Below are 17,399 nucleotides of genomic sequence, written 5' to 3'. Positions count from 1 at the left end.
AAGTCAATACCGGCCATATAGCCTATCAACAGCACTTCATCAATTTTTAATCACTTTGATTATTTGAGTTCCAGTCTTGGTATAAACACGAATCAGATAAGTGGCTTTGGGTAGCCCGTTCATGGCTAGTGTTACCTGCTGCTGTGCATAATTTTCACCAAATAGAAAACTTCCATTGATGGAATAAACCGCTATTCTAGTTATGATTTCATGATGAGACACGGTCAAAACATCACGGACTGGATTTGGATAGTATTGAGGCTGTTTACCTTCGAAATCAGGGATTCCCAAAGTGATTTTGACCGTTACAGCTATAGGCTCACTCCAACATCCTTCAGCAGAAATCACTATGCCGTAATAGGTGGCACTATCGATTAAAAGTGTTTCAGAATCCAAACTGTTTCTATTTTCGATAGCGTCTGCCAAAGAATCGAACCAAACCACACCCTCTTGATCTGTAACCAGGTCATGAATCACGGCGCTTCCTTCAAATCGCTGCAGCGCATCAGCTGTTGGTTTTTGCGGAATTTCATTTAGCCGCACTTCTACCCTATGTCTAGGCGATTCACAGCCGTAAATGGATTGGCTTACAAAGTACCAGCCGCTTTCCAACAAATCATCAGCGTTTAAGACCGCTCCTTCACTTTCTTGTCGGTACCATTTTGCTGTCATTTCAGGCAATAGATTCACTTGAAGCTGAGAAACCGTAGCTTGCCCGCAGAAATTTTGGTGGTCTGCTTCAGGAGCAACTAAATTATCAACTACAGCAACGCCAAATCGAACCCGTTCTGACTCGCATTCACCTACGGTTTGCGACACATAATACAAACCGGTGGTTAACACTTGGTTTAGCGTTAAGGCCTGACCCCCATGTTGTGTTTGATACCAGTTAACAGCAGCTCCTTCCAGTGTATTAGCTACTAAATCCGAAACTCGAGTAGCCGATGAGCAGAAATTCTGATTTTGTACTTGTGGATTAGGCACCGCTGCAAATACAGTTACCGGCACTGCTACTCTTTCCGATTCACAACCATCTAGGCTTTGAGTAACATAATAATCTCCTGCTACTAAAAGGGAATTTCCTTGAAGCGGATTACCTCCTTCGGGTGTTCGGTACCATTTTATATCTTGTCCCACTACTATTAAATCTGATATTTGTGCCTGCGCACAAAAACTTTGAACCGCTTCTACTTCGGGTAGTGGCGTTAAAAAAGCATTTATATAAAAGGTTTTACTCAGGCTACAACCTCCTATATTACTATAAGCCAAAACCTCATGGAGTCCGGCTACTTGTGGTTTATAATACACTCTATCTACTTGGTTTTCGCGTACATACGGAATTGTTGCGCCGGCATCTATATATAAATTACCCGCTGTTGTTACCCATTCCAAATGAAGTGGGTAAATCTGTTTGAACTTTATATTAAATCGCTCTTTGGAAAGCCTTACACCTCCATTGTTAGAGCTGTAGGCAAGCTGATTTTCCGCAGTTAAGGAAAAGTGTGTATTCGCGCTTGAAAAGCTGTTGTTCCCCTGGTGGGTAAGTTCTATAAGTAAGTTCTGCATACCGTCCCAGTTAAAAACCTCGTCAAAAACAATTTCTTGCCAACCCGAAGCGGTATGCACGTGTATGTCTCTATAATAAACCGTTCTTAAGCTATCGGATAGAAAATTGCGATTTTCAAATTTTGTCTGTTGGGTAGTCGCTATTTTTACCGTATAATCTGCATTGCTATTACTACCTCCCAAACTACTCACATAAAACGCTATGGAGTTGATAGGTCCGCTTCTCATTCCCAAACTCCGCAATTCCTCAGCAGTAAACAACAACTGTAGCTGAGTCAGGTTACCAAAATTATTAAAAGCAGATAAAACATCTTGAAAATGAGTAGGTACTTCATCACCAACTTCAACCTGATTTTCTGTAGCAGCAGTCACTATTTGTAAAGGAACAATTGAATGGACACAGACCGAATCGATAGCTTCTTCTGGAAGATAAGTAACGGCCGGTTCTGGAACAGGCTGAACCAATACCTTCTTGACCGCAGTACAATGCTGCCCGCTTGATTGTTGAGCTGTCAAGGTATAGACTTGATTCGTTGTACCCGTAAAAGTCCAACCGTTTTGAGGGTCTCCTGAAACAGCTGTATTCGGAAACCATTCGTAGGAATCGAAGGCATCCATACCGTCAACAACTATGATGCGTTCACTTTCAGATCCGCCACAAACAAATAAAGCATCTTGACTTAGCGTTAATTCTGGCGCTGCATTAACAGTTACTACAACTTGTTGCCTGGCAGACCGACATCCTTTTACGTATTTTATGTTGTAAAAATATAGATATAACCAGCTTGTGGGATTACCCCAATATGCTGCTGAAGTCAACGTTAAAACTTGCTGTTCATCTAAAACGGGGTAACGAACGGAGAATTGGCGCAATAACTGTAGATTAGACTGACTTTTAACCTGCATACGGTAAGCTGTACCCGCCTGAATTTCAAAATTCAACGGGATCACATTGGGTCTGAGTGAATCATAGACGACAATTTGAACGTCACCAGTCGAATAAATTTCGCTCCCACTTTCATCTACAATCATAATATCTAAAGTACCCTCAGTAGTCGAATAGATGTCAACACTTTCTAAGAAAACCGGTTCTGCTATATCAAAAATAATTCCCATACCGACTTCCGTAAAGGGTGTAGCATCAGTCCCTGCAAAAGGAGCTCCACCATGCCCTTCTATAGTGCCGTCCAATTCGGACGAAAACCAATAGGATTGCGTATCACTTAAAATTGGTGTTTGAAAATTTCCACCGATATGGAGTGGCTCTCCTCCAAACTCATCAGCATACCATTTTATAGTACCCGATGTGGTTAGAGCCTCCAATGCCGCAGAGCCGATTCCACAAATAGTTGGATTTTCAAAGCTAATATTTGGAAACTGACATACGGTTTGGAATTTCTTTACATTAGTCCAGTCTGTAAAAAGCGTGCTTTTGCATTTGGATCTCAAATAAACAGCGTATGGCGTTGATGGTGACAAGCCGATAAAGCGTTTAAATGTCGAATCTTGTGCTAATGCACCGGAATCTATAAGTCCCGGAAGACCACTACCTGGAAGTCCTTCTGTTCTGATTTCATACTCAAACCCCATAGCAGGCAGCTCGAGTGGAGACGTCCAACTCAATCTTGCGCTGTTTTCCGTAATTTCATCAACCACTAAAAATGAAGGCTCAATGCATTCTGGCGTACTTAAAACACTAACTGCAAAAATATTTAAAGCTGTTTCTGCATTACTAACTTTTGAAAATTCAATCCGGTCTATTTCCTTAAACCAATGTTCTTCGGGTACTAGCATCTCTAAGGCAAATAATTTAGGATTTTGAAATACCGCTTCCACTTCATCGGTAATGGCGTTTACTCGTCCAAAACCCGATAGGGCGGTGTGTCTTATGAGTCCCCCGAACCAATCAGCAACCGATAAGTTAGGAATTAGAAAAGCAGTACTGTCGGTAAAAATCAGCTCTGCATTAAAGACAACAGGTGTTAAACCGGCATCGGTAGCAGTGGCTAAGAGATAAACTTTTGAGGCTTTTTCTTTATTGCTAAAAACCACACTTGCTACCACATCCGATTGCACCATTTTCAAAACATTGTTCTGATCGTAGGACGGCAATTGAAAAGTGAGTCCAGGCACATTTGCCGCAGCAATACGGCCGTCGATTGGCAGACCTACTGTAGCTGCAGGTGCTGACGCAGTCGCTTTAAAATCTAAACTGTGCAAGTTAAAACTATATAAATCCACCAGTTGGGTAGTCGATTGTGTAACAGGTCCTACGCCATTGGCAATGACATCGGCATTAAGACCAGAAGTGACATTCAAACTTATATATTCCTGAGCAACAAGGGTATCACTACACCACATTGCTAGTAATATATAAAAAATTAATCTTGTAATTTTTTTCATATTGTATTTTGTATTTATTAAGATTAAATAAAAATACATCTATAATCAGAAAATGAAAAAACTATCTAAAGTTTAACTATTTACCCCAAATAGCCAAAAACTTAACATCAATATACTTAATCACTAATTAAATTAACTCTATAAAAAGCCTGCATTTCTTCCTGATAATTTGCAATAACATTCGCAGTACAGCCACATAAAATAAAATTACAAACTCCGTTTGCAAATAAAATATCCTGAAACCACAAAGGTTCACATTTTACTGAGCCTACGCTTCGCAAAGGTTGTAATAGCAATCTTTTTATAAAAGTGTTAATCTGCTAAACTCAAATTCACCCGCTTAAATACCGATATGGATTTATAAAGTCCAAAAACAACAAATTGCAGCAATCTCTCTGGATTTTTAATCTATTAATCCCCATTTTAGTTGCCGTTTGAATAACTTAGAGGATATCGTCGTCACCATCTCCTATACCTATATAACCAACAAAAAAAGGCTACTCCAAATGAATGGAATAGCCTTTTGCAATGATATTGTTTTATTTTAGAATTCGAAACGCATCGTAAAGTTCCAAGTTCTACCAACTCCGAAGTACACTTCGTTAGTCTTATCGACACCATTATAGAATCCGTCTGCTAAATAAGCATTGTAGTCTCCTTTAAACGTTTTGTTTTGCCCTGATGGATCACCACTCTTGTCTTTAAGAGCAGCAAATTCATCTCCAGTAAGCGTAACATTATTTGTTCTAGATTCTGAGATATACACTTTATCCAAAACGTTGTTTACGTTAAAACGGAAACTCAAGGCGTTTTGTTTCGCATTACCTACTTCCATTTTATATGATACCCCTGCATCCAATAATCCGAATGCCGGTAATTTCAAAGATCCTTTATGGTCTTCTTTCGAAAAGTTTTCCGGATTGATGTTTGCGTAGAAACGATCGTTGTATCTAAAATTACCATCCACACTCAAACCTTTAACTACTTTGATTACAGCTCCGATATTCATTGATGTTTGTGGCGCTTCTCCTACTTTAACACCATCTAAATACAAGGTATTTTTTAAAGGATTACCATCATCACCTAAAATCGCTTTGTTGTCTTGTTCATCCAAATAAGTAGCCGTTACATTCCCTTTATATTTCCAGTCTCCATAAGAGAAGGAACCGGTAATTGTAGCCCAATCTGTAGCATAGTAAACAAAATCTAATTCCGCACCCATATGCACTTGTTCTACACCGTACATATTAGCAAATCCGAAAATTTCTTTCTTATCATCTTCACGATCTTTAAATGTAGCTTTAGTTCTTAAAATTCTATCTTTCCAAGTTGTTCTGTATAAGTTCACATTGGCATTGAATTTACTCGTTCTCAATCCGTAACCCGCTTCAAAACCAATGATTTTTTCATTTTTTAAATCTGGGTTAATATCATTTTTGTTGTTTAAATAAACACCACCATTCATATAAGGTTGTCTCGAGTAATATCCTGCATTAGCGAATACATTGTGGAATTGGTTGATATTATAGTTAACACCCCCTTTTACATTCCCACCAACGATATCTTTCCAATCGGTGATATAATTTGGATCCTTTGGATTTGGATTTGCTTGATTATAGCTAAAATAATCCAATCTTCTAAAGGATTGGTTAGAAAGTGCCCCTTGAATAAAAGCTGTAAGATTGTCTTTAGAGTATTCTAATTGGGTAAATCCACCAATCCAGTTCACTTCACCATCGTTGTCGTAACCAATTTTTTCTCTACCACTCATACTTTCGAATGGGTTGAAGCTAGGCTTTGCATTGTATGTTTGGTAAACATAAGTACTTCCTGGATAATTCTTATTGCTTTTATCTTCGAAACCATCAGCGCCCAATAGATCTGTTAAGATTTGATAGTGGTAACCTTTATAGGTTCTTGCATCAAGTCCAATATCCCATGTCAAGGTGTTGGAAATTTTGGTGTTTAAGTTAATTACAGCACCATACCAATCGTGTGAATTAATATTTGATCTTCTAGAAAGTCCGTTTGTAGCAGAGTTAAAGTTTTTACCGTTAGTCATCACTTTGTCAGCGCCAAAATCAGCCACATGACCTCCTTGATTCCAAGCTACGATATCGTCAAAACGAACATTTCCGTTTGCATCTCTAAAAGTAGCCGAACGTTCTCCACTAACTTTGTTGATTTGTCCGATGGCACCAGTACCACCTCCACGACCCCAAGATCCGTAAAATACCGAACTCAATTTCATGATGTCGTTGATTTTAAAGTCCCAGTTAAAAGACGCCACCGGTTTGTGGTAGTAGTTTCTCTTCCAAGAAAACTCTTTTCCATTTAAATAACCCGAATCCGCGTTGTATTTACGGTTTGGTTCTCCGTCTAATCCGTATTGTAAATAGTCGTTAATACTACTATTTGTACTTCTTTGATCATGCCATTGTGTAGCTCCTGTAAAAGTAAACTGGAAGTTGTGTCTATCATCTTTAGTTCTGTATCCTAAACCAAAATAATAGTTTGTTCCTTCAAACTTGGTTCCATCAACATAACCATCGCCCATTGTTTGTGACAATAATACGGAAGCCGAAAGACCGTTTTCCAATAATCCTGTAGAATAAGAAGCTAAAGCTTTAAAATAATCGTTGTTACCTACACCCGCAGAAAGAATTGCTCCTTCCTTAGCATCGGCCGTTCTCGTTAAAATATTGATCGTTCCTCCAACAGAAGAAATAGCCAATTTAGATGACCCCAAACCTCTTTGAACCTGCATGGCAGAAGTAACATCAGCTAATCCAGACCAGTTAGACCAATATACACTACCGCCTTCCATATCGTTGATAGGCATACCGTTCACCATTACCGCGATGTTCTTTTGATCAAATCCACGGATATTAATTTTAGAATCACCATATCCTCCACCACCTTTAGTAGCAAAGACAGATGGTGTGGTGTTTAATATCTCCGGAAATTCTTGTGAACCCAGTTTTTGTTGAATCTCAGCAGCTTTGATGGTCGAAACCGCTACTGGTGTTTTACGGTCTTTCGCCACATCGGCTACTCCCATAATAACAATATCTCCTAATAAGTTTCCATCCTCTTCCGATAAAACCACTTTACCTAGGTCTAGTGTTTTTCCAGCAGTGATAGTAAAGGAAATCGTTTTTGTAGTGTATCCGATAAACGAAATCTCCAATTGCCCCGAGTTAGCCGCGGTGCTGATGTTGAATTTTCCATTTAAATCGGACGAAGTGCCATTAGTGGTACCTTTAACCACAATACTCGCTCCGGGTAATGCGCTGTTAAGGCCTCCATCAAATACACTACCGGTAATTTGATTTTGTGAAAGTGCGGATATGGACGTAAAAATCAATACGACCATGAAAATCCAGTTCTTCAAGTTTTTCATTTTGATAAGTGATAAGTTTATTTTTCACTGCAAAATTACAAAAACAGGGGCATTCAACGTTAAGTGAACTTTAACTTTTACGATTAATTGAATTATTGTCTTATAATAACTCTCGTTTTGATAGATAATATTCTAATAAGAACTGAGTTGAACTATCATGCCTATCGATTTGTTGCATTTTTAATTCCGACTGTATGCTCGAAGCCAACTTTTTTCCATATTCGACACCAAATTGATCAAAACTAAAGATATTCCATATAAAACCTTGGATAAATACCTTGTGTTCATACAAGGCGATCAAGCTTCCGAGGCTCTCCGGCGTCAATTGATCGATTAAAAGAGTATTGGTCGGTTTGTTGCCCGCAAATTCTTTATAGGGTTTTAGAAAATCTGGTGCAGCATCGCTCTGATAGTTTACACCAACTTTTCCATTGAGTAAAGCTTCTGTTTGTCCAAAAAAGTTTGACATTAGTATGTCGTGATTGCCCTTTTCTTTTGAAAATGGTTTTACAAATCCTATAAAATCAACGGGTATGATTTTGGTCCCTTGGTGAAAAAGCTGAAAAAATGCATGTTGCGCATTGACTCCTACCTCACCCCAAATAATGGTACCTGTTTGGTAGTTAACAGGATATCCATCTCTATTTCTATTTTTTCCATTACTCTCCATAATCATCTGCTGCAAATGAGCAGGAAATTTTTCCAAGAATTGACAGTAAGGCACTAGCGCTTCGGTTTCATAACCGTAAAAATTATTGTACCAAATGCTTAACATCGCCATTAATACAGGGATGTTTTTTTCCAAAGGTGCGGTTTTCAAATGTTGATCCATTTGATTGGCCCCTTTTAATAGCTTTTCAAAATTGTCGTAACCCACTGCCAAACTGATCGATAAACCAACACTACTCCAAAGTGAAAAACGTCCGCCAACATAATCCCACATCGGAAAAACATTATTTTGGGAAATACCAAATTTTACCGCTTCGTCCACATTAGAACTCACCGCTACAAAATGATTTTCGCAGCTAGAATCTGCTATACCCTCTAACAACCATTTTTTCACCTTTTGAGCATTTTGGATGGTTTCTTGAGTGGTAAATGTTTTGGAAACCACGATGACCAAGGTGGTTTCTGGGTCTAATTTGCGCAATAAAGACTCGGTATGATCGTCGTCAACATTGGATATAAAATGAACTTGTACGGCGTTGCGGTAACACTCTAAAGCGTTTACCACCATACGCGGACCCAAATCAGAACCACCGATACCTATGTTGATAACATCGGTAAAGGTTTTTGCAGTACTGCCTTTAAATGCTCCAGAAGTAAAAGCGTTGCTGAAATTTTTTATGCGATTTCGCGCATCTTTTATCTCCTCTAATACATTTTTCCCATCCACAACTATCGGCTGGTCAGAAAAATCTCTTAACGCGGTGTGTAAAACACTTCTGTTTTCAGTTAGGTTGATTTTATCGCCTTGAAACAAACTTTCAATAGCTGAAGGCAAACCCATTTCACGTGCCAAATCAAGAAGCAGCGTAATGGTTTTGTCGGTGATTTTATTTTTTGAATAATCGAATAAAAAATCGTTCCATGAAACATGCATTTTCGCTACACGATCGGTTTGACTTTCAAACAAATCTTGCATTTTTACATACTCCATCTCTTCGAAATGATTTCTAAGATTGTGCCACGCCAAAGTCCCAGAAGGATTCGTATTTCTAAACATTATTCAGCAAATTTTTCTAAAAACTTCTCGTCTAATTCTTTTTTCAACGGTTTAATATGCTCTAAATAAGCGGGTAAATCTCTTTTTTCCATCGGTACCGAATTCGGCAACATTTGGTTTAGTGGATCGACCTGTACTCCATTTTTCCAGAAGCGATAACACACATGGGGTCCGGTAGCCAAGCCGGTGCTTCCCACTTTACCGATAACATCGCCCTGTTGTACCGCTTGTCCATTTCTAACTAAAATTTTGGACATATGCAGGTATTGGGTTGAATAGGTACCGTTGTGTCTCACCTTGACAAAATTACCATTTCCAGCGGTGTATCCCGTACGTTCTACAACACCCGAGGCGGTAGTCATGATTGGTGTACCTGTTGGAGCAGCATAGTCCGTACCGTTATGTGATTTCCAACGCTTTTGAACGGGATGAAAACGGTTGTTAGTAAAACGTGAGGTGATGTGAAAAAACTTTAAAGGCGCTTTTAAAAACATGCTTCGCATGGGTTTCCCCGCTTCATCAAAATACTCCACCCCTTTTGCTCCTGGTTTTTTATATGGAAAGGCGTATAACTTACGACCTCTATATTCGAAATAAGCTGCTTCTATTTTTTCAATACCCACATAAGTGGTGTCGTTAATAAATTTTTCTTCTATGGTTACAGCAAATTTATCGTCTTTCTGCAATTTAAAAAAGTCAATCGACCAAGCAAAAATCTGCGACATCTTTGTCGCCAATGACTGATCAACACCTTCTTTCTGCAAGCTCACAGACAGCGAACCATCTATAGTTGCTGCCACAGTACGCCTTTTAATGGTGACAGGATAAATCTTCTTATAGGCTTGAACACTATCTCTTAAATCAATCACATAATAACCCATAATATTGGGATGATAAACCAAAGCTTCCAATTTATGGGGTTGGGTTTTGCTTTTGAGCAAAGCATAAGGTTGACCAATACGAATATTTTTCACATTGATCGAATCCTTTACCGTTTCTATAATTTTATGTATTTCCGTTGCAGAAAGGTTGTTCTGAGACAAAATTTTACCCAAGTTATCACCACTTCTAATGGTGTCTTCAACGAGTTCTATGTCTTTTAAATTAAATCCATAGGCTTCTGCTACAACTTCCTCTACATCTCCTTTTGTTTGTTCCACGACCGATGTTTCCGCTGCCTTTTTACAAGAAAAAGCGACTAACAAGGTCAATAAATAGGCTAAATACTTCAATATATGTGTTTTATTCTATTTCTAAATGGTTTCTAATCCCCAATTTTTCAATTCTTCTTCGCTCCATAATTCAGGAAAGAAAATTCGTCTTTGGTATTGCGGAAGCATGTATTTTTTCCAATCGCTACCTCCGGTGGCTTCTTGTTTACCCGGAACGCTTTCGATATACTTTTTGGCCGTATAAAAATGCCCCATCACCCAAGTGATGTTGACCGTTTTATCATAATGGCGCATAGCGGCAATCAATTCTGGATTTTGACGGTCTTCTTCGGGTAGTTGAATAAACTTTTGCCAAAGATTCGTCTTGTTATAGTTTTTCATCGACGTTATAAACGACGCTTTATACTTTTTCTCAAACTCTTGAATGAGATAGGATTTTTGTCCTGTCTTATAATCTTTACCCGCAGCTTGCCAATACAAATGTTCAAAGGCGTGTTCGTAGGGCGTATTTCTATCAATAGTTGCACGAAAACGGATGTCGATTAAGTTGATCAAATCCGTTGATCCAAATTCGATTAAGCGGTATTGCGCACTTTGAAAACCACTAGCAGGCGTCAAGGTGTTTCTAAACTTCATATATTGATCCACATCCATACCGTCTTTCATGATGGTAAAAGAAGTTGTCAACATATCGAAATAACGGCTAATTCGCATTAATTTATCACTAAAAAAATCAGTAGTAATCTCCAGTGCTTCGGTGATTTGATCCATTTCCCATAGAATCATCTTAAACAACAATTCATTGACTTGATGGTACATGATAAAAACCATCTCGTCTGGTAAAGTACTCCGTTGCGTCTGTAAACTAAGTAAGGCATCAGTCTGGATATAATCCCAATAGGTTATGGGTTTGGCCCAGCGAAGACCTTCTAAATGCGTCTGTGTTTTTTGTCCAATCTGAGCAAATTTTTCTTCTAATGCCGCAATTTGAGGTTGAAGATTCGGATCGATTTCCATTCTTACTTTATTTTTTTATTTTGAGTTCGTTTTTCAAACCGCGATATTCTTCCAAGTCTGCACTTAGAGAACCCACTGCCAAACTTGCCTTGATACGCAAGGGCACTTTGTTTTCGTCGGCCGAAACCCAAACCGTTAAACTTTCTTTTGCTTTAAAGACCCTTCCTGCCTGAACATAAGGGGTAAATTTCATGGCCTCAATAGTACCAAATTTTGTGCGTATATCCTCTTTCCCTTGGTACTTTAACTTAAATTTAAAGACCTCTCCATCGAAGAACATATCTATTTCTAAAAACTCTCCTGATTTCAAAGAATTGATTTTCGGATGGTTTCGCAAATAATAAAACGAAGATACAATGTCTTGCACATTATCGGTTACGGAATAGGTGTTTTCTTCTTTATTTTTGTAATCTTTAACCAAAACCGTACCGCGGTCGTGATTAAAAAAACCTTCTTGATTTTTAGTATAACCCCCTTCGTTTATCTTTCGGATAAATCGATAAGGTTCATTGGTGTTTTTATTAAAATAGCTCTGATAATCGTCTTCTACTTTAAAAAAGAATTTAGTCACACCTGTAGTATATCCGTGTCCAATAGCGTGCAACGCCTTTTTACCATCATATTGAACTTCTTTAAGCTCCATAGTGGCTATTCCTGCATTTACGATACCATACGTTATTTTGAATTTGAAAAACTCCCCTGCAGCAAAGGCTTTGTTCTGCTGAGCGAATACACTGCTAGAACATAGCAGCAAGAGAAAAAGCAATGGTGTGATTTTTTTCATAAATAGATGGTTTTAATTTTTAACAGCAAACTGCAATCATTCAAACTTAGCAAATGTTTATATTATACAAACAAATTGTAGTGAACAATTTTTACAGTGTTATTTTTTTATCAAAAATAAGAAACAAAAAAACCCAGCCAAATAAATGACTGAGTTTTTATGCTATTAACCAACCAAAAAACTATAAATTATGAAAAATTTATTACACTCCAACAAGGCTTATGACGACCTTATTTTTGCGAGTGCAAATGTATAATTTTTTTCTATTTATAAAAGACCATTGATGTCAATTAACTTTTTTTTAACCTTAAAGGCCTTTTTGATGGGTTTTTTTATGATTAATTAACTGAATACTAAAGCGTTCCTCGTTTCTCTTGCTCTCTTTCAATAGACTCAAACAAGGCTTTAAAGTTACCTGCTCCAAATCCTCTTGCCCCCATTCTTTGGATTATTTCAAAGAATAGTGTCGGACGATCTTCTACTGGTTTGGTAAAGATTTGCAATAAATATCCTTCTTCATCGGCATCAATCATGATCGCCAATTTTTCCAATTCATTCATATCTTCATGCATCATTTCCATATGCTCTCCTAAACGAGCTGGAATAGCTTCATAATAAGAATGTGGTGGTGCAGATAAAAACTCAACACCTCTTGCTCTTAATTGCGTAACTGTTGTAATGATATCATCTGTAGCTACCGCGATATGTTGGATACCAGGACCTCCGTAGAAATCCAAATATTCTTCAATTTGCGAACGTTTTGCTCCTTCAGCCGGTTCGTTGATTGGGAATTTAATTCTTCCATTTCCGTTTGACATTACTTTACTCATCAAAGCAGAATACTCTGTGTGAATTTGTTTGTCGTCAAAAGACAAGAAGTTTACGAAGCCCATAACATCTTCGTACCATTTTACCCAAGTATCCATTTCATTCCATCCAACATTACCCACCATGTGGTCAATGTATTTTAAACCTACTGGTTCTGGATTGTAGTCCGATTTCCACTCCACATATCCCGGTAAGAAAGTTCCAGTATAATTTTTACGCTCTACAAACATGTGAACGGTTTCTCCATAGGTATAGATACCAGCACGTACAACTTCACCAAATTCATCTGTTTCCACAGTTGGTTCCATATACGATTTAGCTCCACGGCTTACTGTTTCCTCATAAGACTTTCTAGCATCTTCTACCCAAAGAGCAACGATTTTAATACCGTCACCATGCTTAACGATATGGTCGTTTAGCGGAGAGTCAGCTGTTAATGGCGTAGTCAATACGATTCTAATTTTGTCTTGAACCAAGACATACGATGCACGATCTCTTACTCCTGTTTCTAATCCCGAATAAGCTAGGGATTGAAAACCAAAAGCCGTTTTATAAAAGTGAGCCGCTTGTTTGGCGTTTCCTACATAAAACTCCACATAATCCGTTCCAAATAGAGGAAGAAAATCCTGCGCACCTTCAAATATTTTTTCTAAGCCGAATTCTACTGACTTTACTTCTTTTTTCATTTTAAATTCTTGTTTTGAGTGTTAGTTGTTTTTTTTATTTGTGACCATCAAGCCACGACTGATAATAGGATTCATCCGCAATTTGCATTGCTTCTTCTGTAAGCATTAACGGTTTAAAGGTATCAACCATTACCGCCAATTCTTCAGTGCTTGTTTTTCCAATACTGCGCTCTACCGCACCCGGGTGCGGTCCGTGAGGAATACCCGCTGGGTGGAGGGAAATGTGTCCGGCTTCAATATCGTTTCTACTCATAAAATCACCGTCTACATAATAAAGCACCTCATCACTGTCTATATTACTGTGATTGTAAGGGGCTGGTATAGAATCGGGATGATAGTCGTACAAACGCGGTACAAAGGAACAAATCACAAACGCATCGGTCTCAAAGGTTTGATGTACCGGTGGCGGTTGATGAATACGTCCTGTAATCGGCTCGAAGTCGTGAATGGAAAAAGCATACGGATAATTATAACCATCATAACCAACAACATCAAAAGGATGTGTAGCATAGACCATGTCGAAGATTTCATCTTGTTTTCTGACCTTAATCAAAAAATCCCCTTTTTCGTCATGAGTTTCCAAATGATCAGGACGGCGGATGTCTCTCTCGCAAAATGGTGAATGCTCTAGTAATTGTCCAAACCAGTTACGGTATCTCTTAGGGGTATAAATCGGCCTACGCGACTCTACTATAAAAAGGCGGTTGTCTTCGGTATCAAAATCTATTTTATAAATAACTCCTCTTGGAATCAAAAGGTAATCCCCATATTTAAAGGTTAAATTCCCTAACATGGTTCTCAATGTTCCCGTCCCTCTGTGCACGAAAATAAGTTCGTCAGAATCGGTGTTTTTATAAAAATATTCTGTAGTTGACGCTTTAGGGGCAGCCAAAACAATCGTACAATCGCTATTGGTCAACACCGCTTTACGACTTTCTAAAAAATCGTTTTCTGGTTTTACCTGAAAGCCTCGTAAACGATAAGATTGGATGTTGTTTGCACGTGCAATTTTTGGGGCAACACTATACTGTCTCTTAATCTCTTTTACTTGAGTAGGACGGTGTTCGTGATACATATTGGTTGACATACCGTCAAAACCAATAGTTCCAAAGAGTTGTTCGTAATACAAATCTCCATTGGGCTTTCTAAAAATAGTATGTCTCTTCGGAGGAATAATTCCTAATTGATGATATAAGGGCATAATTACTTTGTTTGATTAATGCTAGTTATTCTTATCTACAAAGTTGCAATCTCATTCAGGATTTCTCTTGATCAGATATTTAATTAATGCCAATAAACCGTTCCAAGTTGTTTTCATTACTTTACAAATATCGAGAAAAAAATAACATCTGCAATTTTATACCTTAAAAATACTGCATTTATTTGAAAAGGGAATTTAAAATTTCGGTTTTAACAATTGCGCCTCTATGCTATTTTGATTTTTTTGATAAAAAAAACCCTCTAAGCCACAAAAAAACATTAAAAACGGACCTTAGCGCAAAGATCATGACGGACCATTACCAACAAGCCGATTATCAATGGTCTAAGAAATACCCGAACTAAAACCAAAAACCTACCCCAAACCACGTATAATGGCTGCGGGTATCTGGCGACCAAGAGTGTTTAATCTCTATAGGTCCAAAAAGGGTTTCCATACCATATCCTATAGCGTATCCGGTATATTCTGGTTTTGAAATCCAATCGGTGTTTTCAAAAATCACGTTACCAATATTGGCGAAGTTTGCCGTTAAATTGACATGGTTGCGTTTAAAAATTTCGTAATCCAACTTGATTGTCCCCTTGATATAGGAATTATCGTATAAACTAAGGAAATCATAACCAAAAAACGGCACCACATTGCTGGTTTCCGCATACCCATATCCCCCTAAGAAGTAATTAAAAAAAGATGATTTGGGCTGAGACCCTAAGGTCATACCAATTTCTGAATGCAGATTCAAGACCAAACCCTTGTAGATTTTCTTGACAAATCCAACCTCTGCATTGATATGAGAAAAAGGCTCGAAATCATTGTTGTAATCGCTCGAAAACACATATTGAGTATATTCTCCTTTCATCATAAATCCCTTAGTCGGGAAATACTTATTATCATAGCTGTCAAAAGTGAGGTATGCATGCCCAGCCACATAGTGGCTCTTATCGAAAATCGCTCGTTCCAAACTAATTGTTTTAGACTGTACATTGAGGTATTTGTGTTCTGCACCAATCCCGATTAAGAATTTCTGTGCAAATATGGTTTGGAAGTACAAACGATTGGACAATTCTTCATAATCCAAACTCAAATTACCTGGCATTCCTTCACCCCGATTCAAATCGCGATAAGGTACCGTACGCGAAAAACGCTTTAGCTTAGAAGACAGCCCAACACTCCAATAAAAACCATTATCGATATAGTAGTTTAAATTGTAACGGGTATTATCTCCCAAGATTACATCTAGCGAAGCCACATCGTTCTTAAATAACAATTTTTTCTGCGTGATATTAACCAAAGCAGCACTTTTATACAAGCCGTCGTAATGCAATCCCAACTTTAAAAAACGTCGAACCGGGTTTTCATCCAATCTTACCTGTAGGATATCTTGATCGCCATCTTGTTCAAATTGATAGGCTATACCACTAAAGTTCTGGGTTCCATTTAGATTATCAATCCCTTTCCCCAAGGTTTCATAGGTGATTTTGGAATGGGAACGAAAACCCAACTTTCCCTGTACATAAGCAGATGTATAGGTATCTAGTTTGTTGTTATCTATAGCCGATATTCGAAGGGTATCATTAAACTTAGGTACAAAATGCTCTTTAACGGCGTTAAAATTACCTCCTATTTCTAAGAGCTCCTCTTTGGATTTTTCAGCAGCTTCCTCCCCCTTTTTAATGATGTCTTTTCCCAAGTCAAAAGAGACTACGTTATAACCCGAAATATCTGGTTTGATATAGATATCGGTTTTTTTCTTTTTTCGTTGCATTTGCCGAATGGTCGAAAAATTGGAAATCTGCAACAACAGATCTGTGGCGCCGGTTATGGCATTCCGGTCTTTTAAGCCGTCTTGTACATCAACTCCGATAATAAACTCGGCACCCATATCGCGCAATTCTTGTATGGGATAATTGTTAACCACTCCCCCGTCAATCAACATGATACCTTCGATTTCAACCGGAGAATACAAAGATGGAAATGCACCGCTGGCTAAAATAGCCTGAGGTAAATTGCCCGACCTCAAAATCACCGCCTCACCTGTTTCCGCATTGGTCGCTACACATAGAAACGGAATCTTCAGTTCGTCAAAATCTCGAACATGCCGAACATGTGCCAATAAGCGACTCAGTAAATTATAGTTATACATCCCCTTAGACAAGGCCTTGGGAACGCCAATTTTAAATTTCTCGAAAGGTAAACTGACCGTATAAATTTCGTCGTTTTTCTTTTCGTAAAACGATTTGGAAATTCGCGGCACATAATCTTGAATAAGTGCGTCGGAATCGACTTTTTGAAAAATGGAATCGAGTTCCGAAGCGGTATAACCCGCAGCATATAAACCGCCGATTATAGCCCCCATACTCGTTCCGGCAATATAGTCCACTTTTATACCAGCTTCTTCAATCACTTTAAGTACTCCAATATGTGCCAATCCCTTTGCACCACCACCACTTAACACTACACCTATTTTCGGACGATCCGCTTCTTCATCCTGAGCCACAGCAACAGCTGTCACACAAAAGAAAACCAAAACAACAAAAAAGTTTCTCATATCTAAATACCTATTGTTTTTCGAAATTAATGAAGCTACCATAGTAAGTG

Annotated in this window: 9 protein-coding genes; all 9 read right to left on the bottom strand. The window is 38.3% G+C overall.

Annotation, left to right across the window (positions count from 1 at the left end; genetic code table 11):
• Positions 1-39: 39 nt before the first annotated feature.
• On the bottom strand, positions 40-3,969 hold the full coding sequence (locus KO524_RS12070; protein ID WP_219294431.1) for a T9SS type A sorting domain-containing protein: 3,930 nt from the start codon (positions 3,967-3,969) through the stop codon (positions 40-42).
• Between the two features lie 544 nt (positions 3,970-4,513).
• Complete coding sequence (locus tag KO524_RS12065) at positions 4,514-7,372, bottom strand: TonB-dependent receptor (protein WP_219294430.1); 2,859 nt, start codon at positions 7,370-7,372, stop codon at positions 4,514-4,516.
• A gap of 100 nt (positions 7,373-7,472) precedes the next feature.
• Positions 7,473-9,098 carry a glucose-6-phosphate isomerase gene (gene pgi, locus KO524_RS12060; protein ID WP_219294429.1) on the bottom strand — a complete coding sequence of 542 codons (1,626 nt, stop codon included), beginning with the start codon at positions 9,096-9,098 and terminating at the stop codon, positions 7,473-7,475.
• On the bottom strand, positions 9,098-10,330 hold the full coding sequence (locus tag KO524_RS12055) for a peptidoglycan DD-metalloendopeptidase family protein (RefSeq protein WP_219294428.1): 1,233 nt from the start codon (positions 10,328-10,330) through the stop codon (positions 9,098-9,100). Before KO524_RS12055 ends, pgi begins: the two co-directional genes overlap by 1 nt.
• A 21-nt stretch (positions 10,331-10,351) precedes the next feature.
• Positions 10,352-11,287 (bottom strand): tryptophan 2,3-dioxygenase family protein, encoded by a 936-nt coding sequence (locus KO524_RS12050; RefSeq protein ID WP_219294427.1) that lies wholly within the window; start codon positions 11,285-11,287, stop codon positions 10,352-10,354.
• Positions 11,288-11,294: 7 nt separating this feature from the next.
• Positions 11,295-12,071: a DUF3108 domain-containing protein gene (locus KO524_RS12045; protein WP_219294426.1), complete on the bottom strand. Its 777-nt coding sequence runs from the start codon at positions 12,069-12,071 to the stop codon at positions 11,295-11,297.
• Positions 12,072-12,424: 353 nt separating this feature from the next.
• Positions 12,425-13,585, bottom strand: a complete 1,161-nt coding sequence (hppD, locus tag KO524_RS12040) for a 4-hydroxyphenylpyruvate dioxygenase (RefSeq protein ID WP_219294425.1) — start codon at positions 13,583-13,585, stop codon at positions 12,425-12,427.
• Between the two features lie 34 nt (positions 13,586-13,619).
• Positions 13,620-14,786: a homogentisate 1,2-dioxygenase gene (locus tag KO524_RS12035; RefSeq protein WP_219294424.1), complete on the bottom strand. Its 1,167-nt coding sequence runs from the start codon at positions 14,784-14,786 to the stop codon at positions 13,620-13,622.
• A 358-nt stretch (positions 14,787-15,144) separates the two neighbouring features.
• The gene (locus tag KO524_RS12030) at positions 15,145-17,391 is read right to left on the bottom strand and encodes a patatin-like phospholipase family protein (RefSeq protein WP_255555252.1); all 2,247 of its coding nucleotides are present in this window, start codon (positions 17,389-17,391) and stop codon (positions 15,145-15,147) included.
• Between the last annotated feature and the right edge of the window lie 8 nt (positions 17,392-17,399).

It is taken from the genome of Flavobacterium sp. NKUCC04_CG (assembly GCF_019345525.1).
Taxonomy (GTDB): domain Bacteria; phylum Bacteroidota; class Bacteroidia; order Flavobacteriales; family Flavobacteriaceae; genus Flavobacterium.
This window is presented reverse-complemented; position numbering and strand designations above follow the sequence as displayed.